The 15,737-nt window shown below is 65.2% G+C and carries 18 protein-coding genes; 6 read left to right on the top strand and 12 right to left on the bottom strand.

Going from position 1 to position 15,737, the window contains the following annotated elements:
- Nucleotides 1-40 precede the first annotated feature (40 nt).
- Complete coding sequence (locus tag LWC34_RS35155; protein WP_233729571.1) at nt 41-502, bottom strand: Rv1352/Rv1906c domain-containing protein; 462 nt, start codon at nt 500-502, stop codon at nt 41-43.
- Nucleotides 503-530: 28 nt separating this feature from the next.
- Here LWC34_RS35155 and LWC34_RS35150 point away from each other — a divergent pair, with 28 nt between their 5' ends.
- Nucleotides 531-1,349: an alpha/beta fold hydrolase gene (locus LWC34_RS35150; protein ID WP_233729570.1), complete on the top strand. Its 819-nt coding sequence runs from the start codon at nt 531-533 to the stop codon at nt 1,347-1,349.
- On the opposite strand, the gene LWC34_RS35145 is transcribed toward LWC34_RS35150, so the two are convergent.
- The 9 genes from LWC34_RS35145 to LWC34_RS35105 form a co-directional block, all read right to left on the bottom strand.
- Nucleotides 1,336-1,998: a hypothetical protein gene (locus LWC34_RS35145; RefSeq protein ID WP_233729569.1), complete on the bottom strand. Its 663-nt coding sequence runs from the start codon at nt 1,996-1,998 to the stop codon at nt 1,336-1,338. The two genes, LWC34_RS35150 and LWC34_RS35145, sit on opposite strands and share 14 nt — an antisense overlap.
- A gap of 53 nt (nt 1,999-2,051) precedes the next feature.
- Complete coding sequence (locus tag LWC34_RS35140; protein ID WP_233729568.1) at nt 2,052-2,990, bottom strand: DUF3558 family protein; 939 nt, start codon at nt 2,988-2,990, stop codon at nt 2,052-2,054.
- 10 nt (nt 2,991-3,000) lie between these two features.
- A complete protein-coding gene (gene dhaM / locus LWC34_RS35135; protein ID WP_308200185.1) occupies nt 3,001-3,654 on the bottom strand; it encodes a dihydroxyacetone kinase phosphoryl donor subunit DhaM in 654 nt (217 codons plus the stop codon).
- Entirely contained in the window at nt 3,651-4,268 is a 618-nt protein-coding gene (gene dhaL / locus LWC34_RS35130; RefSeq protein WP_233729567.1) for a dihydroxyacetone kinase subunit DhaL, read from the bottom strand. The genes dhaM and dhaL overlap by 4 nt, the downstream gene beginning before the upstream one ends.
- Nucleotides 4,269-5,270 carry a dihydroxyacetone kinase subunit DhaK gene (gene dhaK, locus LWC34_RS35125; protein ID WP_233729566.1) on the bottom strand — a complete coding sequence of 334 codons (1,002 nt, stop codon included), beginning with the start codon at nt 5,268-5,270 and terminating at the stop codon, nt 4,269-4,271. It abuts the gene before it with no gap.
- A gap of 77 nt (nt 5,271-5,347) precedes the next feature.
- Nucleotides 5,348-6,346, bottom strand: coding sequence for a DUF3558 domain-containing protein (locus LWC34_RS35120; protein ID WP_233729565.1), 999 nt, complete (start codon nt 6,344-6,346; stop codon nt 5,348-5,350).
- A 1-nt stretch (nt 6,347) separates the two neighbouring features.
- Complete coding sequence (locus tag LWC34_RS35115; RefSeq protein WP_233729564.1) at nt 6,348-6,572, bottom strand: hypothetical protein; 225 nt, start codon at nt 6,570-6,572, stop codon at nt 6,348-6,350.
- Between the two features lie 12 nt (nt 6,573-6,584).
- Nucleotides 6,585-8,282, bottom strand: coding sequence for a sodium:solute symporter family protein (locus LWC34_RS35110; RefSeq protein ID WP_233729563.1), 1,698 nt, complete (start codon nt 8,280-8,282; stop codon nt 6,585-6,587).
- A 103-nt stretch (nt 8,283-8,385) separates the two neighbouring features.
- Entirely contained in the window at nt 8,386-9,048 is a 663-nt protein-coding gene (locus tag LWC34_RS35105; protein WP_233729562.1) for a GbsR/MarR family transcriptional regulator, read from the bottom strand.
- A gap of 126 nt (nt 9,049-9,174) precedes the next feature.
- Here LWC34_RS35105 and LWC34_RS35100 point away from each other — a divergent pair, with 126 nt between their 5' ends.
- Together LWC34_RS35100 and LWC34_RS35095 are read left to right on the top strand one after the other, a co-directional pair.
- Complete coding sequence (locus LWC34_RS35100) at nt 9,175-10,341, top strand: cytochrome P450 (RefSeq protein WP_233729561.1); 1,167 nt, start codon at nt 9,175-9,177, stop codon at nt 10,339-10,341.
- A 12-nt stretch (nt 10,342-10,353) separates the two neighbouring features.
- Nucleotides 10,354-10,917 (top strand): cadmium resistance transporter, encoded by a 564-nt coding sequence (locus tag LWC34_RS35095; RefSeq protein ID WP_233729560.1) that lies wholly within the window; start codon nt 10,354-10,356, stop codon nt 10,915-10,917.
- Nucleotides 10,918-10,962: 45 nt separating this feature from the next.
- Here the strand turns inward: LWC34_RS35095 and LWC34_RS35090 are convergent, their stop codons facing one another.
- Nucleotides 10,963-12,741: a 3-hydroxyacyl-CoA dehydrogenase family protein gene (locus LWC34_RS35090; RefSeq protein WP_233729559.1), complete on the bottom strand. Its 1,779-nt coding sequence runs from the start codon at nt 12,739-12,741 to the stop codon at nt 10,963-10,965.
- A 281-nt stretch (nt 12,742-13,022) separates the two neighbouring features.
- On the opposite strand from LWC34_RS35090, the gene LWC34_RS35085 reads away from it, so the two are divergent.
- The 3 genes from LWC34_RS35085 (at nt 13,023) to LWC34_RS35075 (ending at nt 15,443) form a co-directional block, all read left to right on the top strand.
- Nucleotides 13,023-13,901 carry a LysR family transcriptional regulator gene (locus LWC34_RS35085; RefSeq protein ID WP_233729558.1) on the top strand — a complete coding sequence of 293 codons (879 nt, stop codon included), beginning with the start codon at nt 13,023-13,025 and terminating at the stop codon, nt 13,899-13,901.
- A 65-nt stretch (nt 13,902-13,966) separates the two neighbouring features.
- Entirely contained in the window at nt 13,967-14,419 is a 453-nt protein-coding gene (locus LWC34_RS35080; RefSeq protein ID WP_233729557.1) for a universal stress protein, read from the top strand.
- A 61-nt stretch (nt 14,420-14,480) separates the two neighbouring features.
- Entirely contained in the window at nt 14,481-15,443 is a 963-nt protein-coding gene (locus LWC34_RS35075; RefSeq protein WP_233729556.1) for an adenylate/guanylate cyclase domain-containing protein, read from the top strand.
- Here the strand turns inward: LWC34_RS35075 and LWC34_RS35070 are convergent.
- Nucleotides 15,430-15,717 (bottom strand): Rv1322 family protein, encoded by a 288-nt coding sequence (locus LWC34_RS35070; RefSeq protein WP_233729555.1) that lies wholly within the window; start codon nt 15,715-15,717, stop codon nt 15,430-15,432. The two genes, LWC34_RS35075 and LWC34_RS35070, sit on opposite strands and share 14 nt — an antisense overlap.
- Between the last annotated feature and the right edge of the window lie 20 nt (nt 15,718-15,737).

Genomic DNA, 15,737 nt, shown 5'->3' with positions numbered 1-15,737 from the left:
CAGAGCGGGTACGGTTCTGAACAAGCCGTACCCGCCGGGTTTACGCCTTCACCCACGTGCAATCGCCCTTGACCTCAAAGAATTCGCCTTTCTTCACGGTCACCGAACCTGGGCCGCTGAGGTTGTTGTTGGCGATGATCGACTCGAACGAACCTGAGTCGTCCTTCAACCGGGCGAAGTAGCAGCGATCCGCACCCTCTGTCTTGTATCGACCAGGTTGTATGTCGCTGCCTACCGCATAGATCCCGTCGCCGAAACCAGTCGGCGTCGGCGGGGTGTAGGTGACGGTGACAGGAGGCGGCGCTGGCGCCGTGATCGTCGTCGCCGGTGGCGGTGTGGCCGTCTTGGTCACGGTGACAGTGGCGGGTGCTGTAGCGGCGACTGGCTCGATGTCGGCATCGGTCTGAAAGCGGCCGATCGCGCCGCCGATTCCGAGCAGGACGACGGCGGCGATAGTGGCCACGATGACCTTGATGGCCTTGTGCGCGGCTGGCGTTTTCATGGGCACTCCTCCCGGAATGCTTCCTCGTGTGCTCAGCTCATTCGCAGCCGAGCAAGCCGCCGTTAGCATGTTCGGCGAATGCCTGGGTAACACTTTCGTCGAGAAACAGGAGCTTCAACTGGCCACGATGTCGCGGAAGTCGGGCGAGCACCTGATCGTGTTCATGCACGGCATAGGCTGCGCGAAAGAGTGTTACGCCGATGCGTTCCAAGCCGCCGAGTTGGCCGACTTCTCCCTGTGTGCGCTGGATTTTCCGGGGCATGGGCAAGCGCCGAGTCTGCGGGAGAACACCGTGGAGGCGTACGCCGAGGTCGCGCTGGATCGGATCGAGGCCGTCGGGGCGAAGCGGGTTTCCCTGGTGGCGCACAGTATGGGTGGCGCGGTCGGACTGCTTGTCGCGCAACGGATGGACGTGGCCTGCTTCGTAAGCGTCGAAGGCAATCTGGTAGCCGAGGATTGCGCGCTGGTCAGCGCGAAAACGGCACGCATGTCCTTCGATATGTTTACCACCAAGGGTTTTTACCGCTTCTCTGAGCGGCTCAGGCAGTCGGAGCGTAAGGACGTTCAGGCTTGGGCACGATGGTATCCACAGTGTGATCCGGTCGCTATCCACCAGATTTCACGGTCTCTCGTGGACTGGTCGGATGGTGGTCAGTTGCTTGAATACTTCCTGAACATCAAGAACAGGGCGTATGTCTACGGCGGCGCCGAGGAACGCGTCGACTACCTGCTTCCTCTGCTCAAGCACACGAAAACGTATTCAGTCCCCGACTCCGGGCATTTCGCGATGGTGGACAACCCGGCAGGCTTCTACGAGATCGTCGCGGGCATCGTCACTGAGGAGTGATAGTCCACGTTCCGGCCGACTGGATCTGGACAAGCACGGGTCCGGTCAGCCGCACAGTGCCCTGGTAGTTGCCGGTCCGGCGGATCACTGTCGACTTGTCACCCATAAGCACGAACGCGCCTTTGCCTTTGTTGGTGACCTTGGCGGACTTGAAGGTCTCGGTCAGCATCAGCACCGCGTCGCCACTGCCGCTCACCTCACCAGACACTGTTTCCGGATCGGTCACGGACAGTTTCCACGTCCCCTTGGCTTTCACGTTGACCCGACCTGCCGTACCTAACCACCGCTTGCCGGTGTACGCCCCGATGACCTTCAACAAAACAACTCCGCCTGATTCGACCACGACATTGCCCGTGCACTGTGGACATTCGAACGTGAGCACGCCCGAGCGTTTGAGTTCCAGGACCGTGTTTCCGTTGCCTGCAAAGGCGTCCGGTGCAGGCGGTGTTGACGTGACCACAGAGGTAGTCGTGCTGGGAGCGGTAACAGCAACAGGAGCGCTCACCTGAGGCGAGCGAGACGGCAGGACCAACGCGACAACAGCGACCGCGATGAGCACCACGCCACCGGCCGCGGCAGGCCATATCCACCGGCGCCGGCGGGGTGGCGGCGGTAAGTCGGGATCCACGGTCGGCCAGGCGATGGTCATGGCGGCCTCCAGAGGCGTCGCCCGCTACATCGGGCCCCACCGCGAGGCCGTTATCAAGCAGGCAGCTTGCTCCACGCCTCGGTCGCCACCACGCGGGCCGCCGCACACGCTGGTTCAGCGTTGTTCGGTGGCAGGCGGACGATCACTTGGGCCAATTCACGGCTGCTTCCGTGCTTCACCTCGGCGACACAGATTGTCCGGCCGTTGATTTCGGAGCTGTATATACCTGTCTGCTTGCCTGCGATGGACTCCGTTTTCACTTCCGGCGCGGTTGATGGTTCGTCGAGCACGAACCGCACCGTCAACGACGGCGCCATCGCCATTCCCCACCGGCATTGGTGACGCCCTGGATAACTAATCACCTCACCGGCAGGCAGGCCAGGAACCTGAGCCAGCGACACCGCCACCGCGCGGCACGCGTCGACCCGTGCCAATGAATCCGCCGGGTAGTCCAGGTGTTTCATCCGCTTCGCCGCCACGTTCTCGGCGATCGTGGTCGTTGCTTTCTCCGCGATCGAGCACAGCTCGGGCACTGTGGCCGCTGGGGTGTCGAAAGTGTCGGCCGACACAGCCATGGTCACGCCGTCGCTGAACATGATGTATCGCGCGCAACGGTCCTTGACAGGGTTCTCTTCGAACACTCGCAAAGTGGCGACCGGTTCGACTTCCGTTGCCTGTAACTCTCCGCGCATCCGCTCCATCAGTCCAAAACGGACGGCCACTGTGGTGCTACCGACCGGCAGCTTCAGCCAGCAGTAGTCGTACGCCTCCTGCTCGGGTTTCTGCGCGGCGCCGAACTGTTCCAGCGCCGACGGGTCCAGAAGGCTGCATGGATCAAGGGCGTTCGCGTTGCCGATCAGGTCCTGCGCGGTCGATTCGCTGCGTCTCGGTGGCGTGTACCCAGGGTCGGGCAACGCCGCACCACCGACCGGACTTGTACACCCTGCCACCACAAACCCCGCGATGAGCACAGCCCACCGTGACCACCGCATCCGCCGTCCTTCACTCGTCGAAACCGCGGGCCACCAGTTCGCCGACCCGGCGCAAGGCTTCCGCGGCATCTGGACCGGTCGCCGACACCACCACCGTGTCGCCGCCCTGCGCGCCCAGACTCATCAGTGCGAGCACACTCGCCGCGTTCGCTTGCTTCTCGCCGAATCGTACGGTGACTTGCGCGTCAAGTTCGGCAACAGTTCGGGCAAGAAGTCCCGCCGGTCGCGCGTGCAGGCCGACCTTGTTGGTCAATAGGAATTCGGTACCGGTTCCGGCATCAACAACCTCGTCCGGCGCACCGGCGGAGACTGCGGCGGTCATCACATCATCGAGATCGCCGCCGCCTTGCGCCGCAACCGCTGCCGCCACAGCACCTTCCACAAAGGGCGCGTCGACAACGGCTGCGCGAGAAGGATCTCCGAGCATCTCAACGGCCAGGTCAGCGGTCATCTTGGCGCTGCCTAGGTCGTAGAGCAGCACGACGCCGTCGCCGGACTCGGCACGGTCCAAAGCCGCGGACACGGCGTCGAAATCCGTGCCCAAAGTGCCGTCCGGCAGTCCGCCAGCGGGCAGAATTCGGACGTCCGGCGCCATTTGGGCCGCGAGTTCGGCCAATCCCTCGGCCATTTTCGCGCTGTGCGAGACCAGGACGAGCCCGATCACGACGCCGCGTCCGCGAAAGCCCGCAGCAGCAACGCTGTTGACCGCGCGCCAGGATCCATATGCCCGGCGCTGCGTTCGCCAAGGTACGAAGCACGTCCCTTACGGGCGACCAAAGGCACGGTGTCCTGCGCGCCCTTGTCGGCCGCATCCGCTGCGGCCGCGAGCACGTCCGCGATGGACCCAGAAGTTTCCCTTGCGGCGGCGACCGCCGGTGTCAGAGCGTCCACCATGGTCTTGTCACCGAGTTCGGCTTTCCCGCGCGCCACAACGCCTTCAAGGGCCGCTTGCAGGGCATCCACAACGGACTCTGGCGTCAACGTCTCCGCAGCACCGAGTTTCGCCGCCGCCCGGATGAACGCCGTTCCATACAACGGGCCCGCGGCACCGCCGACGGTCGAAATCAGTGTGCTCGCGACTGTTTTGAGCACCGCACCGGGCGTGTCGCCCGCAGTGTCCAGTCTGGACAACACGGCAGTGAAGCCGCGCTTGAGGTTCTCGCCGTGATCGCCGTCACCGATCTCACGGTCCAAAGTGACCAGTTCGTCCCGATGCGCGTCGACCACCTGGGCGACCGAACGCATGGCCGCGATCACACCTGCTGCGTCGCACGTCATTCAGGCACCCCACCGCAACGCGGCGGTCCGCACCGGCGCGTCCCACCAGCGCAGCATCTCATCGTCCACTTTCAACACCGAAAGGCTCATTCCCTGCATTTCCAAGCTGGTCACGTACGGCCCGACCAGTCTGCGCTCGACCGTGATCCCGCGCTCGGCAAGCAAGCGCTCGGCAATGCCATGCGCGAGATACAACTCGACCAGTGGTGTCCCGCCCATACTGTTGGTGAACAGCAACACCCGGTCGCCAGACGAGAACGGCAGGTCGTCGAGGATCGGCTCCAGCAAGGTCCGCACGAGCTGGTCCGCGGGCTGATGCGGGACTCGGCGCCTGCCTGGCTCGCCGTGGATCCCGATGCCGATCTCGATCTCGTCGTCGGCAAGCACGAAACTGGGCTCGCCGACGTGCGGCACCGTGCACGCGGTCAGCGCGACACCCATCGAGCGCACCGAGCCGATCACCCGGCGAGCCAACGCTTCGACTTCGTCAAGGCTGTATCCGCCCTCGGCGGCACTGCCGACGATCTTCTCCAGCAGCGTCGTCCCGCCAACACCACGCCGCCCGGCGGTGTACAGCGAGTCCTTGACCGCCACGTCGTCGTCGATCACGACGGTCCGCACCTCAAGGCCCTCGGCCGCGGCGAACTCAGCCGCGGTCTCGAAGTTCAGCACGTCACCGGTGTAGTTCTTGACGATCAGCAGCACACCCGCGCCGCCGTTCACGTGCTCGACCGCGGCCTGTACCTGATCGGGTGTCGGTGAGGTGAACACCGCGCCGGGGCAGGCGGCGTCGAGCATGCCCAGACCGACGAACCCGCCGTGCATCGGCTCGTGCCCGGAGCCGCCGCCGGAGATGATCGCGACCTTGCCCGTGACCGGCGCGTCCGCCCGGTACACCACGGCCGGATCGGTCCGGACTTTCAGGATGTCGCCGTGGGCAAGGGCCACACCGCGCAGTGATTCCTCGACGACCGTCGACGGATCGTTGATGATCTTCTTCATATCCGCGGCCTCCCGACGCTGGTGGGCTGGGCTTCCGCCTTCCTACCCGATGCCACGCCAGCGCGAAAGGCGAAAGATCAAGACTTCGCCAGTTTGGCGGCTACCGCCTTGGCCGCGGTCTCGCCCTTGACGCACGGATCCTGCGAAGAATCCGGCGGCGTGCGTTCGAAGGACACGTTGACGTTCTCGCTGCGGTTGCCGGTAAGGCTCCGGTGCAGCCAGTCGATCTGGCACCGGTTCGGCGAAATGCTCGTCTTGTACTTCTGCGCGGCCTTCGCCTTGTCGCTGAGCTCGACGACGGTCGGGTTGTACTGCTTGGCCGTGGTCGCTGGGTCGTAGTCGATCGTGTACTTGACACGGATGGACGCGCCGCGCGCCGAGAACTCGCAGCTGCGGATGTCGTCGGGATCCTTCTTCACCGTCGCGCCGAGGACATCGCCCGCTGTCTTGTCGTCGATCGCCGCGCAGGGGTCCAGTTTCACTAGACTGCCCGGCGTGTCCTCGTACTTCGCCTTGCCGTCGATCACCGCTTTGACCGAGGTCTCGATCAGCTTGTTCGCCGCGGCACACGGGTCGCCGCCATCCCAGTAGGCCGTCGCGACCAGGCCGTGGTCCGGGTCGCGGCTGGTGATGGCGGTCATCGAGCAGCTCGTGCTCGACCGGCTCTCGAACACGCCAAGCCCGCCGACGGTCTTGGCCACCTGCTTCGGCGCGGAGATCAGGTTCGAACCGACCTTCACGATCATCCGAATGTCCTTACCGGACTCCGGGTCGCTGACGGTGTACGTGCACTCCGAGTAACCGCGCCGGTCCGGCACGCCGGACGTCTTCTTCTTGCCGATGCCGCTGACCAGGTCGTCGGCCAACAGCCCGCACGGGTCGATCATGCGCAGCCCGTCGTCGTTGAACGAGCCCGCCGCTTTCACCGTCGTCTTGTTGGTGACGGTTTTGCCCAGGTCAACCGGGGTCGCGCAGGCGGCGAAGGTCAGCACAACGGCAGCGGCCGGCAGGACACGAGCACTTCGGAACACACCGTGCACGGTAGCGACCTGCATCGCGTCCCGTGCACGGAACACCTCATTTCGACTCCTCAGGTACCTGCACCGGGCGGACAAGCGCCCACGTGGCCATCAAGGCGGTGAACACCAGCATTCCGATGCCCACCCACAGGTTGACGTTGAACCCGCCGGTCTTGATCCGGTCCTCGTCGGTCTCGAAGCCGATCCCGAGGACCAGCAGGACCACGCCGTACACCCCGAACAGCAGGGCGATGATCCAGCGCAGGTCGAACAGCCGTGCCATGGCGCAGCCTCCTCACCAGAAGATGATGTTCAGTACCAAGGTCAACACGAGCACACCGCCCGCGAGCACGGCCGGTTTGCGGTACCAGCCGCCGTCTTCGCCGTCCTCGGAATGTTTGCGGCTCTCCCGCGGCGTCAGCGACCACACCAAACCGGTCAGCTCGGAGTCGGGTTTCGGCCGCGTCCGCAGCGAAACGAGCACACTGACCAGAATGTCGACCACGAACGCGACACCGGCGCCGACGAAGCTCGGCCCCTGGCTCGACGGTTCGCCGAACCACGTCACGCCCGCGTTGGCCATGATGAACACGGCGATCGCGGACAGGGTTCCGGCGACCAGACCGGACCAGCCAGCCGCCGGGGTCATCCGTTTCCAGAACAAGCCAAGGATGAACGTGGCGAACAGTGGCGCGTTGAAGAACGAGAACAACGTCTGCAGGTACGTCATGATGTTCTCGTAACCAGCCGCGATGAACGCGGTGCCGATCGCGGCGAGCACACCGACGACCGTGATCACCCGGCCGACCTTCAGGTAGTACCCGTCCGGCCGGTCCTTCTTGATGTAGGTCTGCCAGATGTCGTACGTGAACACGGTGTTGAACGCGCTGATGTTCGCGGCCATACCGGCCATAAAGGACGCTGCGAGTCCCGTGATCGCCACACCAAGCATTCCGTTCGGCAGCACGTCCCGGATCAACAGCTTGATCGCGTCGTTGAACTGCACGTCCGTTGTCGCGTTTGGATTCGCGGCCAGCGCAGCCTTCGCCGCCATGAGTTCGGGGGACAGAACCGCGGCGAGCATGCCGGGGATCACGATCACCAACGGCAGCAACGCTTTCGGGTACGCGCCGATCAGTGGCGTGCGTTTGGCCGCGGACATGCTCTTCGCGGACAGTCCACGTTGGACCTCGGCGAAGTTCGTCGTCCAGTATCCAAAGGACAGGACGAAACCGAGACCGAACACGATGCCGATCACCGACAGGGTCGCGTCGCCGATGCCGGTGATGTTGGTGCCAGGCCACGAACTGAGCTCGTTGCTCTTGTCGGTGATCCTCCCGACGAGCCCGTCCCAGCCGCCGACGCGGTGCAAACCGACCACGGTCAACGGGATCAGCATCGCGATGATCACGAAGAACTGCAGCACCTCGTTGTAGATGGCCGCGGAAAGACCACCGATCGCGGTGTACGTCAGCACGATCGCCGCGGAGATCACGATCGAGACCCACAACGGCCAGCCGAGCAACACGTTCACCACTGAGCCGAGCGCGAACAGGTTGATCCCGGAGATCAGCACCTGCGCCGTGGCGAAGCTGATCCCGTTGACCAGGTGCGACGCCGGGCCGAAGCGCCGGTTGAGGTACTCCGGCACACTGCGGACCTTCGATCCATAGTAGAACGGCATCATCACGATGCCGAGGAACACCATCGCCGGGATCGCGCCGATCCAGTAATAGTGGACGGTCGGGATGCCGAACTGCGCGCCATTCGCGGTCATCCCGAACACTTCGACCGCGCCGAGGTTGGCCGACACGAACGCGAGTCCGGTCACCCAAGCGGGCAGTGAGCGCCCGGACAGGAAGAAGTCCAGGCTGCTCGAGATCGAGCGGCGGGCGATCAGGCCGATGCCCAACACGATCACGAAGTAGAAGGCGAGAATGACGTAGTCGACGGCCTGCGCGTCCAGGCGGAAGTTCGCGTCAGCCAACAGCATTGCGTCAACATAACCACGACTGGCGCAGTCCGCATGACGAGCGAGGGGCATAGCGGACAAACCCCTCGTGAGTGGTTAGGCGTGTTCTAACCCTGATAACCACTCACGAGTAGAGGAGGTGGCGCCAGCGGTCGAAGGCGGCGAGCATGTCCTCGGTGACGTGATCGATGAACTTCGCCATCGTCGCCATCCGGGCGCCCGCGGATGTATCGCCGAACAGGATCGCGCCCTCGCTGGCGACCTGCCCCCAGCTCACCATGGTCTGCGCGCTCGCCATCATCGAACGGAACCAGGCGTCGTTGTCCGCAACGTAGCGGTCACGGCGCCCATCGTGTTCACGCCTGATCATGCCGATACCCGAGAGATACTGGACCGCGGCCGAGACGGATGCCGGGCTGACTTTGAGGCGCCGCACGAGTTCCGCCGCGGTCAGGCTGTCGCTCTCGGCGACGTACAGGCACGCCAGCGCGCGGGCAGGCATCCGTGGGAAGCCCTTCTCGATCAGGACCGCCACGAGCTTGCCTTCGAATTGGTGCTCAGTTCTTTCTCGCGCGACCTGCTTGTGCTGCTTTGGCCTGCGGCCGCGCTGCCGCGTTCGATCCTCGGCCTGGTCCGGTTGGTAGCCATGGCTGCCGATGTTGCGGGCGACCTCGCGGCTGATCGTGGACGTCGGACGGTTGAGCCGCCGCGCGATCTCGGCGTACCCGAGGCCGTCGGCCATCCCGTCGGCGATGAACCGGCGGTCTTCGAGCGTCAGCCGAGGCATGCGCTCCTCCTTCAACGCAACGATCGTTGCATTCATCGTCAGAACCACTGCAAGGATCGGCTTTACGGGCCCCTCAGAGCGTTTGAACGAGTTTACCGTCGAGTGAACGCAACTGAGGGAGGACAGATGCAGGGATTGCCGTTGACACGGTCGGCCGACCGGCCGTTCGACCCGCCTGCGGAGCTGCGGGGCCAGGAAGCGTTGGCCCGTATGGTTTATCCGAACGGGCATGAGGGCTGGCTGGCGACGAGCCGCGCCGCCGCACGTGCTGTGCTCGCCGATCCAAGGTTCAGCGCGCGATACGAACTGCTGGCGATGCCGACGCCCGGGATGGCCGGCGACGGACCGCTGCCTGCGGCGGAACCAGGCGACTTCTCGGGCCTGGACGCGCCCGACCACACCCGCTACCGGCGGCTGCTCACCGGCCAGTTCACGGTGCACAGGATGCGTCAGCTCACCGAACGCATCGAGCGGACCACGGCTGAGCACCTTGACGCGATGCAGCGCGAGGGGCCGCCGGTCGACCTGGTACGGGCCTTCGCGCAGCCGATTCCGGCGGTGACGATCTGCGAGATGCTGGGTGTGCCGTACCAGGATCGGGCGAAGTTCCAGGACCAGGCGATCCTGGTCACGGGCGTCGACGCGGCGCCGGAAGAGTTCGCCGCTGCGATGGGCGATCTGAAGGAGTACCTGGGTGAGCTGGTGGCCGCCAAGCGCGCCGACCCGTCCGACGACATCCTCAGTGGACTGACCGAAACCGACCTCGACGACGCCGAACTGACGACCATTGGGCTGTTCCTACTGGGCGCCGGTATCGGGACCACTGCGCATATGCTCACCCTCGGTACGCTCGCGATGCTGCGTACACCAATGCTTTTCGGGACCGCGCGCGATCCACTTAGGATTGACGAGACCGTCGAAGAGCTGCTGCGGTATCTCTCGACCGTCCCGTTCGCGGTACGCGCGGCTCTGGAAGACGTGACCGTGTGCGGCCAATTGGTGAAGAAGGGCGACGTGGTCACGGTCTCGTTGCAGGCCGCGAACCGCGACGACGGGCACTTCGACGACCCGGATGTGCTCGCGCCAGGCAGGCGTACCGCCGGTCATGTCGCTTTTGGACACGGCATTCACCAGTGCCTTGGACAGCAGTTGGCCCGGGTCGAGTTGCGTGTCGCTTTGCGGGCTTTGGCTGACCGGTTCCCGAGTCTGCGGCTGGCCGTGCCGTTCGAGGATGTGCCAGGGCTCACCGACGGGCTCACGTTCAACCCGACCTCGCTGCCCGTCGCGTGGTAGTTGAATGTCCGGGTGGACACCCTGCTGACCGCTGCCGGAGTTTTCATCGGCACGAACGTAGACGACCTACTCGTGCTGACGGTGTTGTTCCTGGCCGCGCGGGCCAACAGCAAGCCGAAGCCATGGCAGATCTGGGCAGGGCAGTACACCGGAATCGCCGTTTTGGTTGCTGTTTCGGCCTTGGCGGCACTGGGGTTGACTGTGATTCCGGACCGGTGGGTCGGACTGCTCGGGCTCGTGCCGATCGCGTTGGGCGTCTGGGGACTGTTCAAAGCACGCGATGACGACAAGCCCGCTGTGGCGACGGGGATGTTGTCGGTCGCTGGCGTGACCATCGCCAACGGCGCCGACAACATCTCCGTCTACACGCCTCTGTTCCGCACGATCGGGCTCGTGGCGAGCCTGACCACGGCCGCTGTGTTCGCGGTTCTGATCGCGGTGTGGTGCCTGGCGGGCTCATGGCTGGGCTCGCACAAGAAGGTGATCGCGGTCGTCGAACGGTACGGGCACTGGATCGTGCCCGTCGTGTTCATCGCGATCGGCCTGCTGATCCTGATTCCCAGCGTGGGCTCGTGAGTGGTTATGCGTGTTCTAACGCGGCTAACCACTCACGAGGTCTGATCAGGTGTAATCGCGGAAGCCTTTGCCGGTTTTGCGGCCTAGGCGGCCTGCCGTGACCAGGTGTTCCAGCAGGGGTGCGGGGGCGAAGCCGGGCTCGCGGAACTCGTTGTACAGCGTGCGTTCGATGGCCAGCGACACATCGAGACCGACGACATCCAGCAGCTCGAACGGGCCCATCGGCAGGCTGCACGCGGTCTTCATCGCGTTGTCGACCTCTTCGGCCGAGGCGTAGTGCGCCTCGACCATCTTCACCGCATCGTTGAGGTACGGGAACAGCAGCGCGTTCACGATGAACCCCGCGCGGTCGCCGCAGTGCACCGGGTGCTTGCCGACCTTCTCGCAGATCGCGTGTGCCGTGGCGACCACGTCGGCGCTGGTCGCGATCGTGTCCACGATCTCAACCAGCTTCATCACCTGCGCCGGGTTGAAGAAGTGCAGGCCGATCACGTCCGCGGGGCGCGATGTCGCGGCCGCGCATTCGATCACCGGCAGGCAGGACGTGGTCGTCGCCAGGACCGTGCCCGGCTTGCAGACCTCGTCCAGTGCGCCGAAGACCGCGCGCTTCACCGAAAGGTCCTCGGCCACTGCCTCGATCACCAGATCGCAGTCGGCCAGCTCCTCGAACTCGACCGCCGGCACGATCTTCGCGAGCACCCTGTCACGGTCCACTTCGGACATCCGGCCCTTTGCGACCGCGCGATCCAGCGACTTGCGGACCTTCGCAACGGCCGCTTGGGCCTTGTCCTCGCTGCGAGCGCGCAGCACGACGTCGAAGCCCTTCTTGGCGAACACCTCGGCGATCCCGGTCGCCATCGTGCCGGTGCCGACCACGCCAACCCGGACGACATTCCTGGGCATGACCGCGTCCTCAGTGGACTTACGTGGCGTCTTGGCGTCCGGCACGACGACCGGCGAACCTGGCTCCTCGTAAGTGTAGAAACCCCGGCCGCTCTTCCGGCCGAGCAAACCCGCCGTGATCATTTGCTTGAGCAGCGGCGCCGGGGCGTGCAGCCGGTCGCGGGACTGCTTGTACATCGTGTCAAGGACTTCCGACGCGATGTCCAGGCCGATCAGGTCGAGCAGCGCCAACGGGCCCATCGGGTAGCCGCAGCCGTAACGCATCGCGGCGTCGAGGTCCTCACGCGAGGCGTACTTCTGCTCGTACATCCGCACCGCGTGGTTGAGGTAGCTGAACAGCAGCGAGTTGGACAGAAAACCCGCCCGGTCGCCGATCACCAGCGCGGTCTTGCCGACCCGCTCGATCAGGGCGGTCACGTCCGCGATCACGTCCGGCTCGGTGACGACCGTACGGACCACCTCGACCAGTTTGAGCACTGGCGCCGGGTTGAAGAAGTGCGTACCGATGACTCGTTCCGGGCGTCCAGTGTGGACGCTGATCTCGGTGACCGAAAGGGACGATGTGTTGGTCGCGAGGATGGTCTCCGGCCGGGTGATCCGGTCGAGCTCGGCGAACACATCGGCTTTCAGCGAGAGTTGCTCGGTCACGGCCTCGACCACGATGTCGCATTCGGACACATCGGCGAGCCTGGTCGTGTAGCTGACCCTGTCGAGCAAGGCGGTCCGCTCGTCCTCGGTCAGCTTGCCGCCCGCGACGGCCCGTTCGGTCGAGTGCTCGATCGAGCTGCGGCCACGCGCAAGGCTTTTCTCGTCGATCTCCACGCCGACTACCGCGAACCCGGCACGCGCGAACACTTCCGCGACCCCGGCACCCTGAATGCCGAGACCGACCACGCCAACACGCCTGAATTCGCGACTCACCGGAAACCTCCAAGGGCCGGGTCCTACCGTTGGGTAACCACGATGCCCCGGCAATCGCATGGAATTTCGTGAACTACGCCTCAGTATCGAGAAAGAAGGCCGCGTCACAAAGACCGTGTCACAAAGAACGCCGTGTCCACCGTTCCGGCACACCGTGTCCACCGTTCCGGCACAGTGACTTGACCGTTCCGGCACTTCCGCGGCGCACTCGGTGTGCCGGAACGTGTATTTCGGTGTGTCGGAACGGTGGACACGCCCGGGCGACTTGGGAGGTAGTCACTGTGGATCTTCTGGCGCTTCGCTATTTCCAGGCCGTCGCCCGGCTCGAGCACGTCGGCCGGGCCGCCGAGCAGCTACACGTCGCCCAACCGTCGCTCAGCCGGACGCTCGCGCGCCTGGAGACCGACCTCGGCGTGCCGTTGTTCGACCGGCAGGGGCGCCGGATCCGGCTCAACCAGTTCGGCACCGCGTTTCTGTCCCGCGTGGACCGGATCCTTGCCGAGGTCGACAACGCGCGGCAGGAACTCGCCGACACCGCAGGCCTGGACCGCGGCACGGTCGGCGTCGCCGCCGAGACCCTGCTGACCGTCACCGAGCTGCTTCAGTCCTTCGTCGCCGAACATCCGGCGGACGTGCGGCTGTTTCAGTCGTCAGCGAGCACGATGGCCGAGCAGTTGCGAAACGGCGACGTCCAGCTGTGTGTCGCCTCGCAGCCGTTGTCCGGCGTGGACGTCAGCAGCAAGGTCGTGCTGGACGAGCCCGTCATGCTGTGCGTGCCTGCCGGACACCACCTGGCCTCACGGCAAAGCGTCAGCATTTCCGACCTGGCTGGCGAGCCATTCGTCACGACCCGCCGCGGCTGCTGGCCCCGCGAGCTGGCCGAGCGGCTGTTCGGGAAAGCTGGCGTTGACCTGCACATCGTCTGCGAAAGCGACGAACCAGGCGTGATGGGCGACCTGATCGGCGCCGGTCTCGGCGTTGGGTTCATGCCGGGGATGTGCCGAGGGGCCCGCAGCCGCACGCCCATGGCGTGGCTGGAGGTCGACGACCCGGACTGCCGTCGTGTCCTGAGCGTGGTCTGGCGTGACGACACGTATCTGTCAGCTGCTGCCCGGCGGTTCCGCGATCACACGATCGAGCACTTCGCTTCTCCAGCGTGACTCAACCCGCGGCTGATCCGTTGGAACGGTAGGTTACCCGCAGTAGATCGCCGAGGAGGGCTCCCATGGCTGCCTACCAGACCATTGTCGTCGGCACAGACGGGTCGGACTCGTCGTATCGCGCGGTCGACAAGGCCGCCGCCGTGGCCGCGTCCACCGGCGCGACGCTGGTCATCGCGTGCGCTTACCAACCCGCGAGCCAGCGTGACGTCGACCATGCACAAGACGAGCTCGGGAACGACGTCTCCTACCAGGTCGTCGGCTCAGCACCGGCCGAGGACACGGTCCGGACCGCGTCCGAGCGTGCTGCCAGGGCAGGCGCCGACAAGATCGACACCGTTGCCGTGGTCGGCGAGCCGGTGGCAACGTTGACCAAGGTGGTCAAGGAACGCTCGGCGGACCTCCTGGTAGTCGGCAACCGTGGCCTGAACACGCTGGCCGGGCGCATCCTGGGTTCGGTGCCGTCCGAGGCCGCCCGGAAATCCGGCGTTGACGTGCTCATCGTGCACACCACATGAGCGAGCCTGCGAGCGAATCATTCAGCGCAGTGCGCCGCTCACGCGATGTTGGTGACCAGGCATGAGCGAGTCCCTCCAGGCCAGGATCGAGCGCGTCCTGCTCGGCGGCCGCCGGAAGTACACCCGGCACGAGGTGGCCGCCAAAGCGGGCGTGCCGCTGGAGCGCGCCACGGAACTGTGGCGGTCATTGGGTTTCGCGAGCGTCGGCGACGACGAGGTGGTCTTCACCGAGAACGACGTCGAAGCCCTTCGGATGGTCCAGGAACTGGCTGACCTGGGGCTTTACTCCGAGTCCGTGCAGAACTCGATCGCGCGGGTGCTTGGCCAGCACGTGTCCAGGATCGCCGAGATGGAGATCCACGTCCTGCGTGAACTCGTGGCCACACAGCCAGCTTTGCTTGAGGACGAGCGCGGTTTCGCCCGTTTCATCGACCAGCTGATCCCGGACTTGGAACGGCTGCACAACTTCACCTGGCGCCGCCAGCTCGCGGCCTACGCCGGTCGCGCCCTCGCGGCGCCCGAAGAACCCCTGGAAGAAGGCAGCCAGGCCGTCGGATTCGCGGACATGGTCGGCTACACCTCGCTGACGCGCCGGTCGAGCGAAACCGAGCTGGCGTCAGTCCTGGAACGGTTCGAAACCACTGTGACTGAAGCGATCGCGGAACATCACGGCCGCGTGGTGAAGATGCTCGGCGACGAGGTCCTGTTCGTCGCCGACACGCCACAGGCAGGCGCGGACATCGCTTTGACCCTGGTCTCCTTGGCCGAGGAGGACTCTGAACTGCCTTCACTGCGCGCGGGTCTGGCGTATGGGCGCGTGCTGAGCCGGTTCGGGGATGTTTACGGATCGACCGTGAACATCGCGAGCCGTCTGACGTCTATCTGCCGCCCGGGCGCGGTGCTGATCGACTCCGAGATGGCCGCCGCTTTGGCGGACAACTCGGCGTTCTCGATCCGGCAGCGGCGACCGGTGTCCGTGCGCGGCTTCCACCGCCTGAAACCGTCGGTGCTCAGGCGCGCCTAGTCGGCTTGCGCCGCAGCCTGGCCTCCCAACAGGCACGATGCCAATGCCTGCGTTCTTCCACGCTGCCGTAGTCATCCGCTGGCCACGTCACCACGTGTGGAGTGCCCGGCCGGATCTCGTGATCACAGCCGGGACAGCGATACGTCTTGGTCGTCGCCGTGCCCGAAACAGCCCGGACGTACCAATCGCCATCCGGCCCCTGCTCGCTGCGTTGCAGCGAAGCCGCGCCGCTGATGCGTGGCTCATCGCGCTTGGTCCGGTTCCGTCGGGGCACAGGCAAGAACTATATTTCGA

The sequence above is a fragment of the Kibdelosporangium philippinense genome (assembly GCF_021390435.2).
GTDB classification, from domain to species: domain Bacteria; phylum Actinomycetota; class Actinomycetes; order Mycobacteriales; family Pseudonocardiaceae; genus Kibdelosporangium; species Kibdelosporangium philippinense.
The sequence above is the reverse complement of the archived record's forward strand: the minus strand, read 5'-3'. Positions and strand labels throughout refer to the sequence as shown.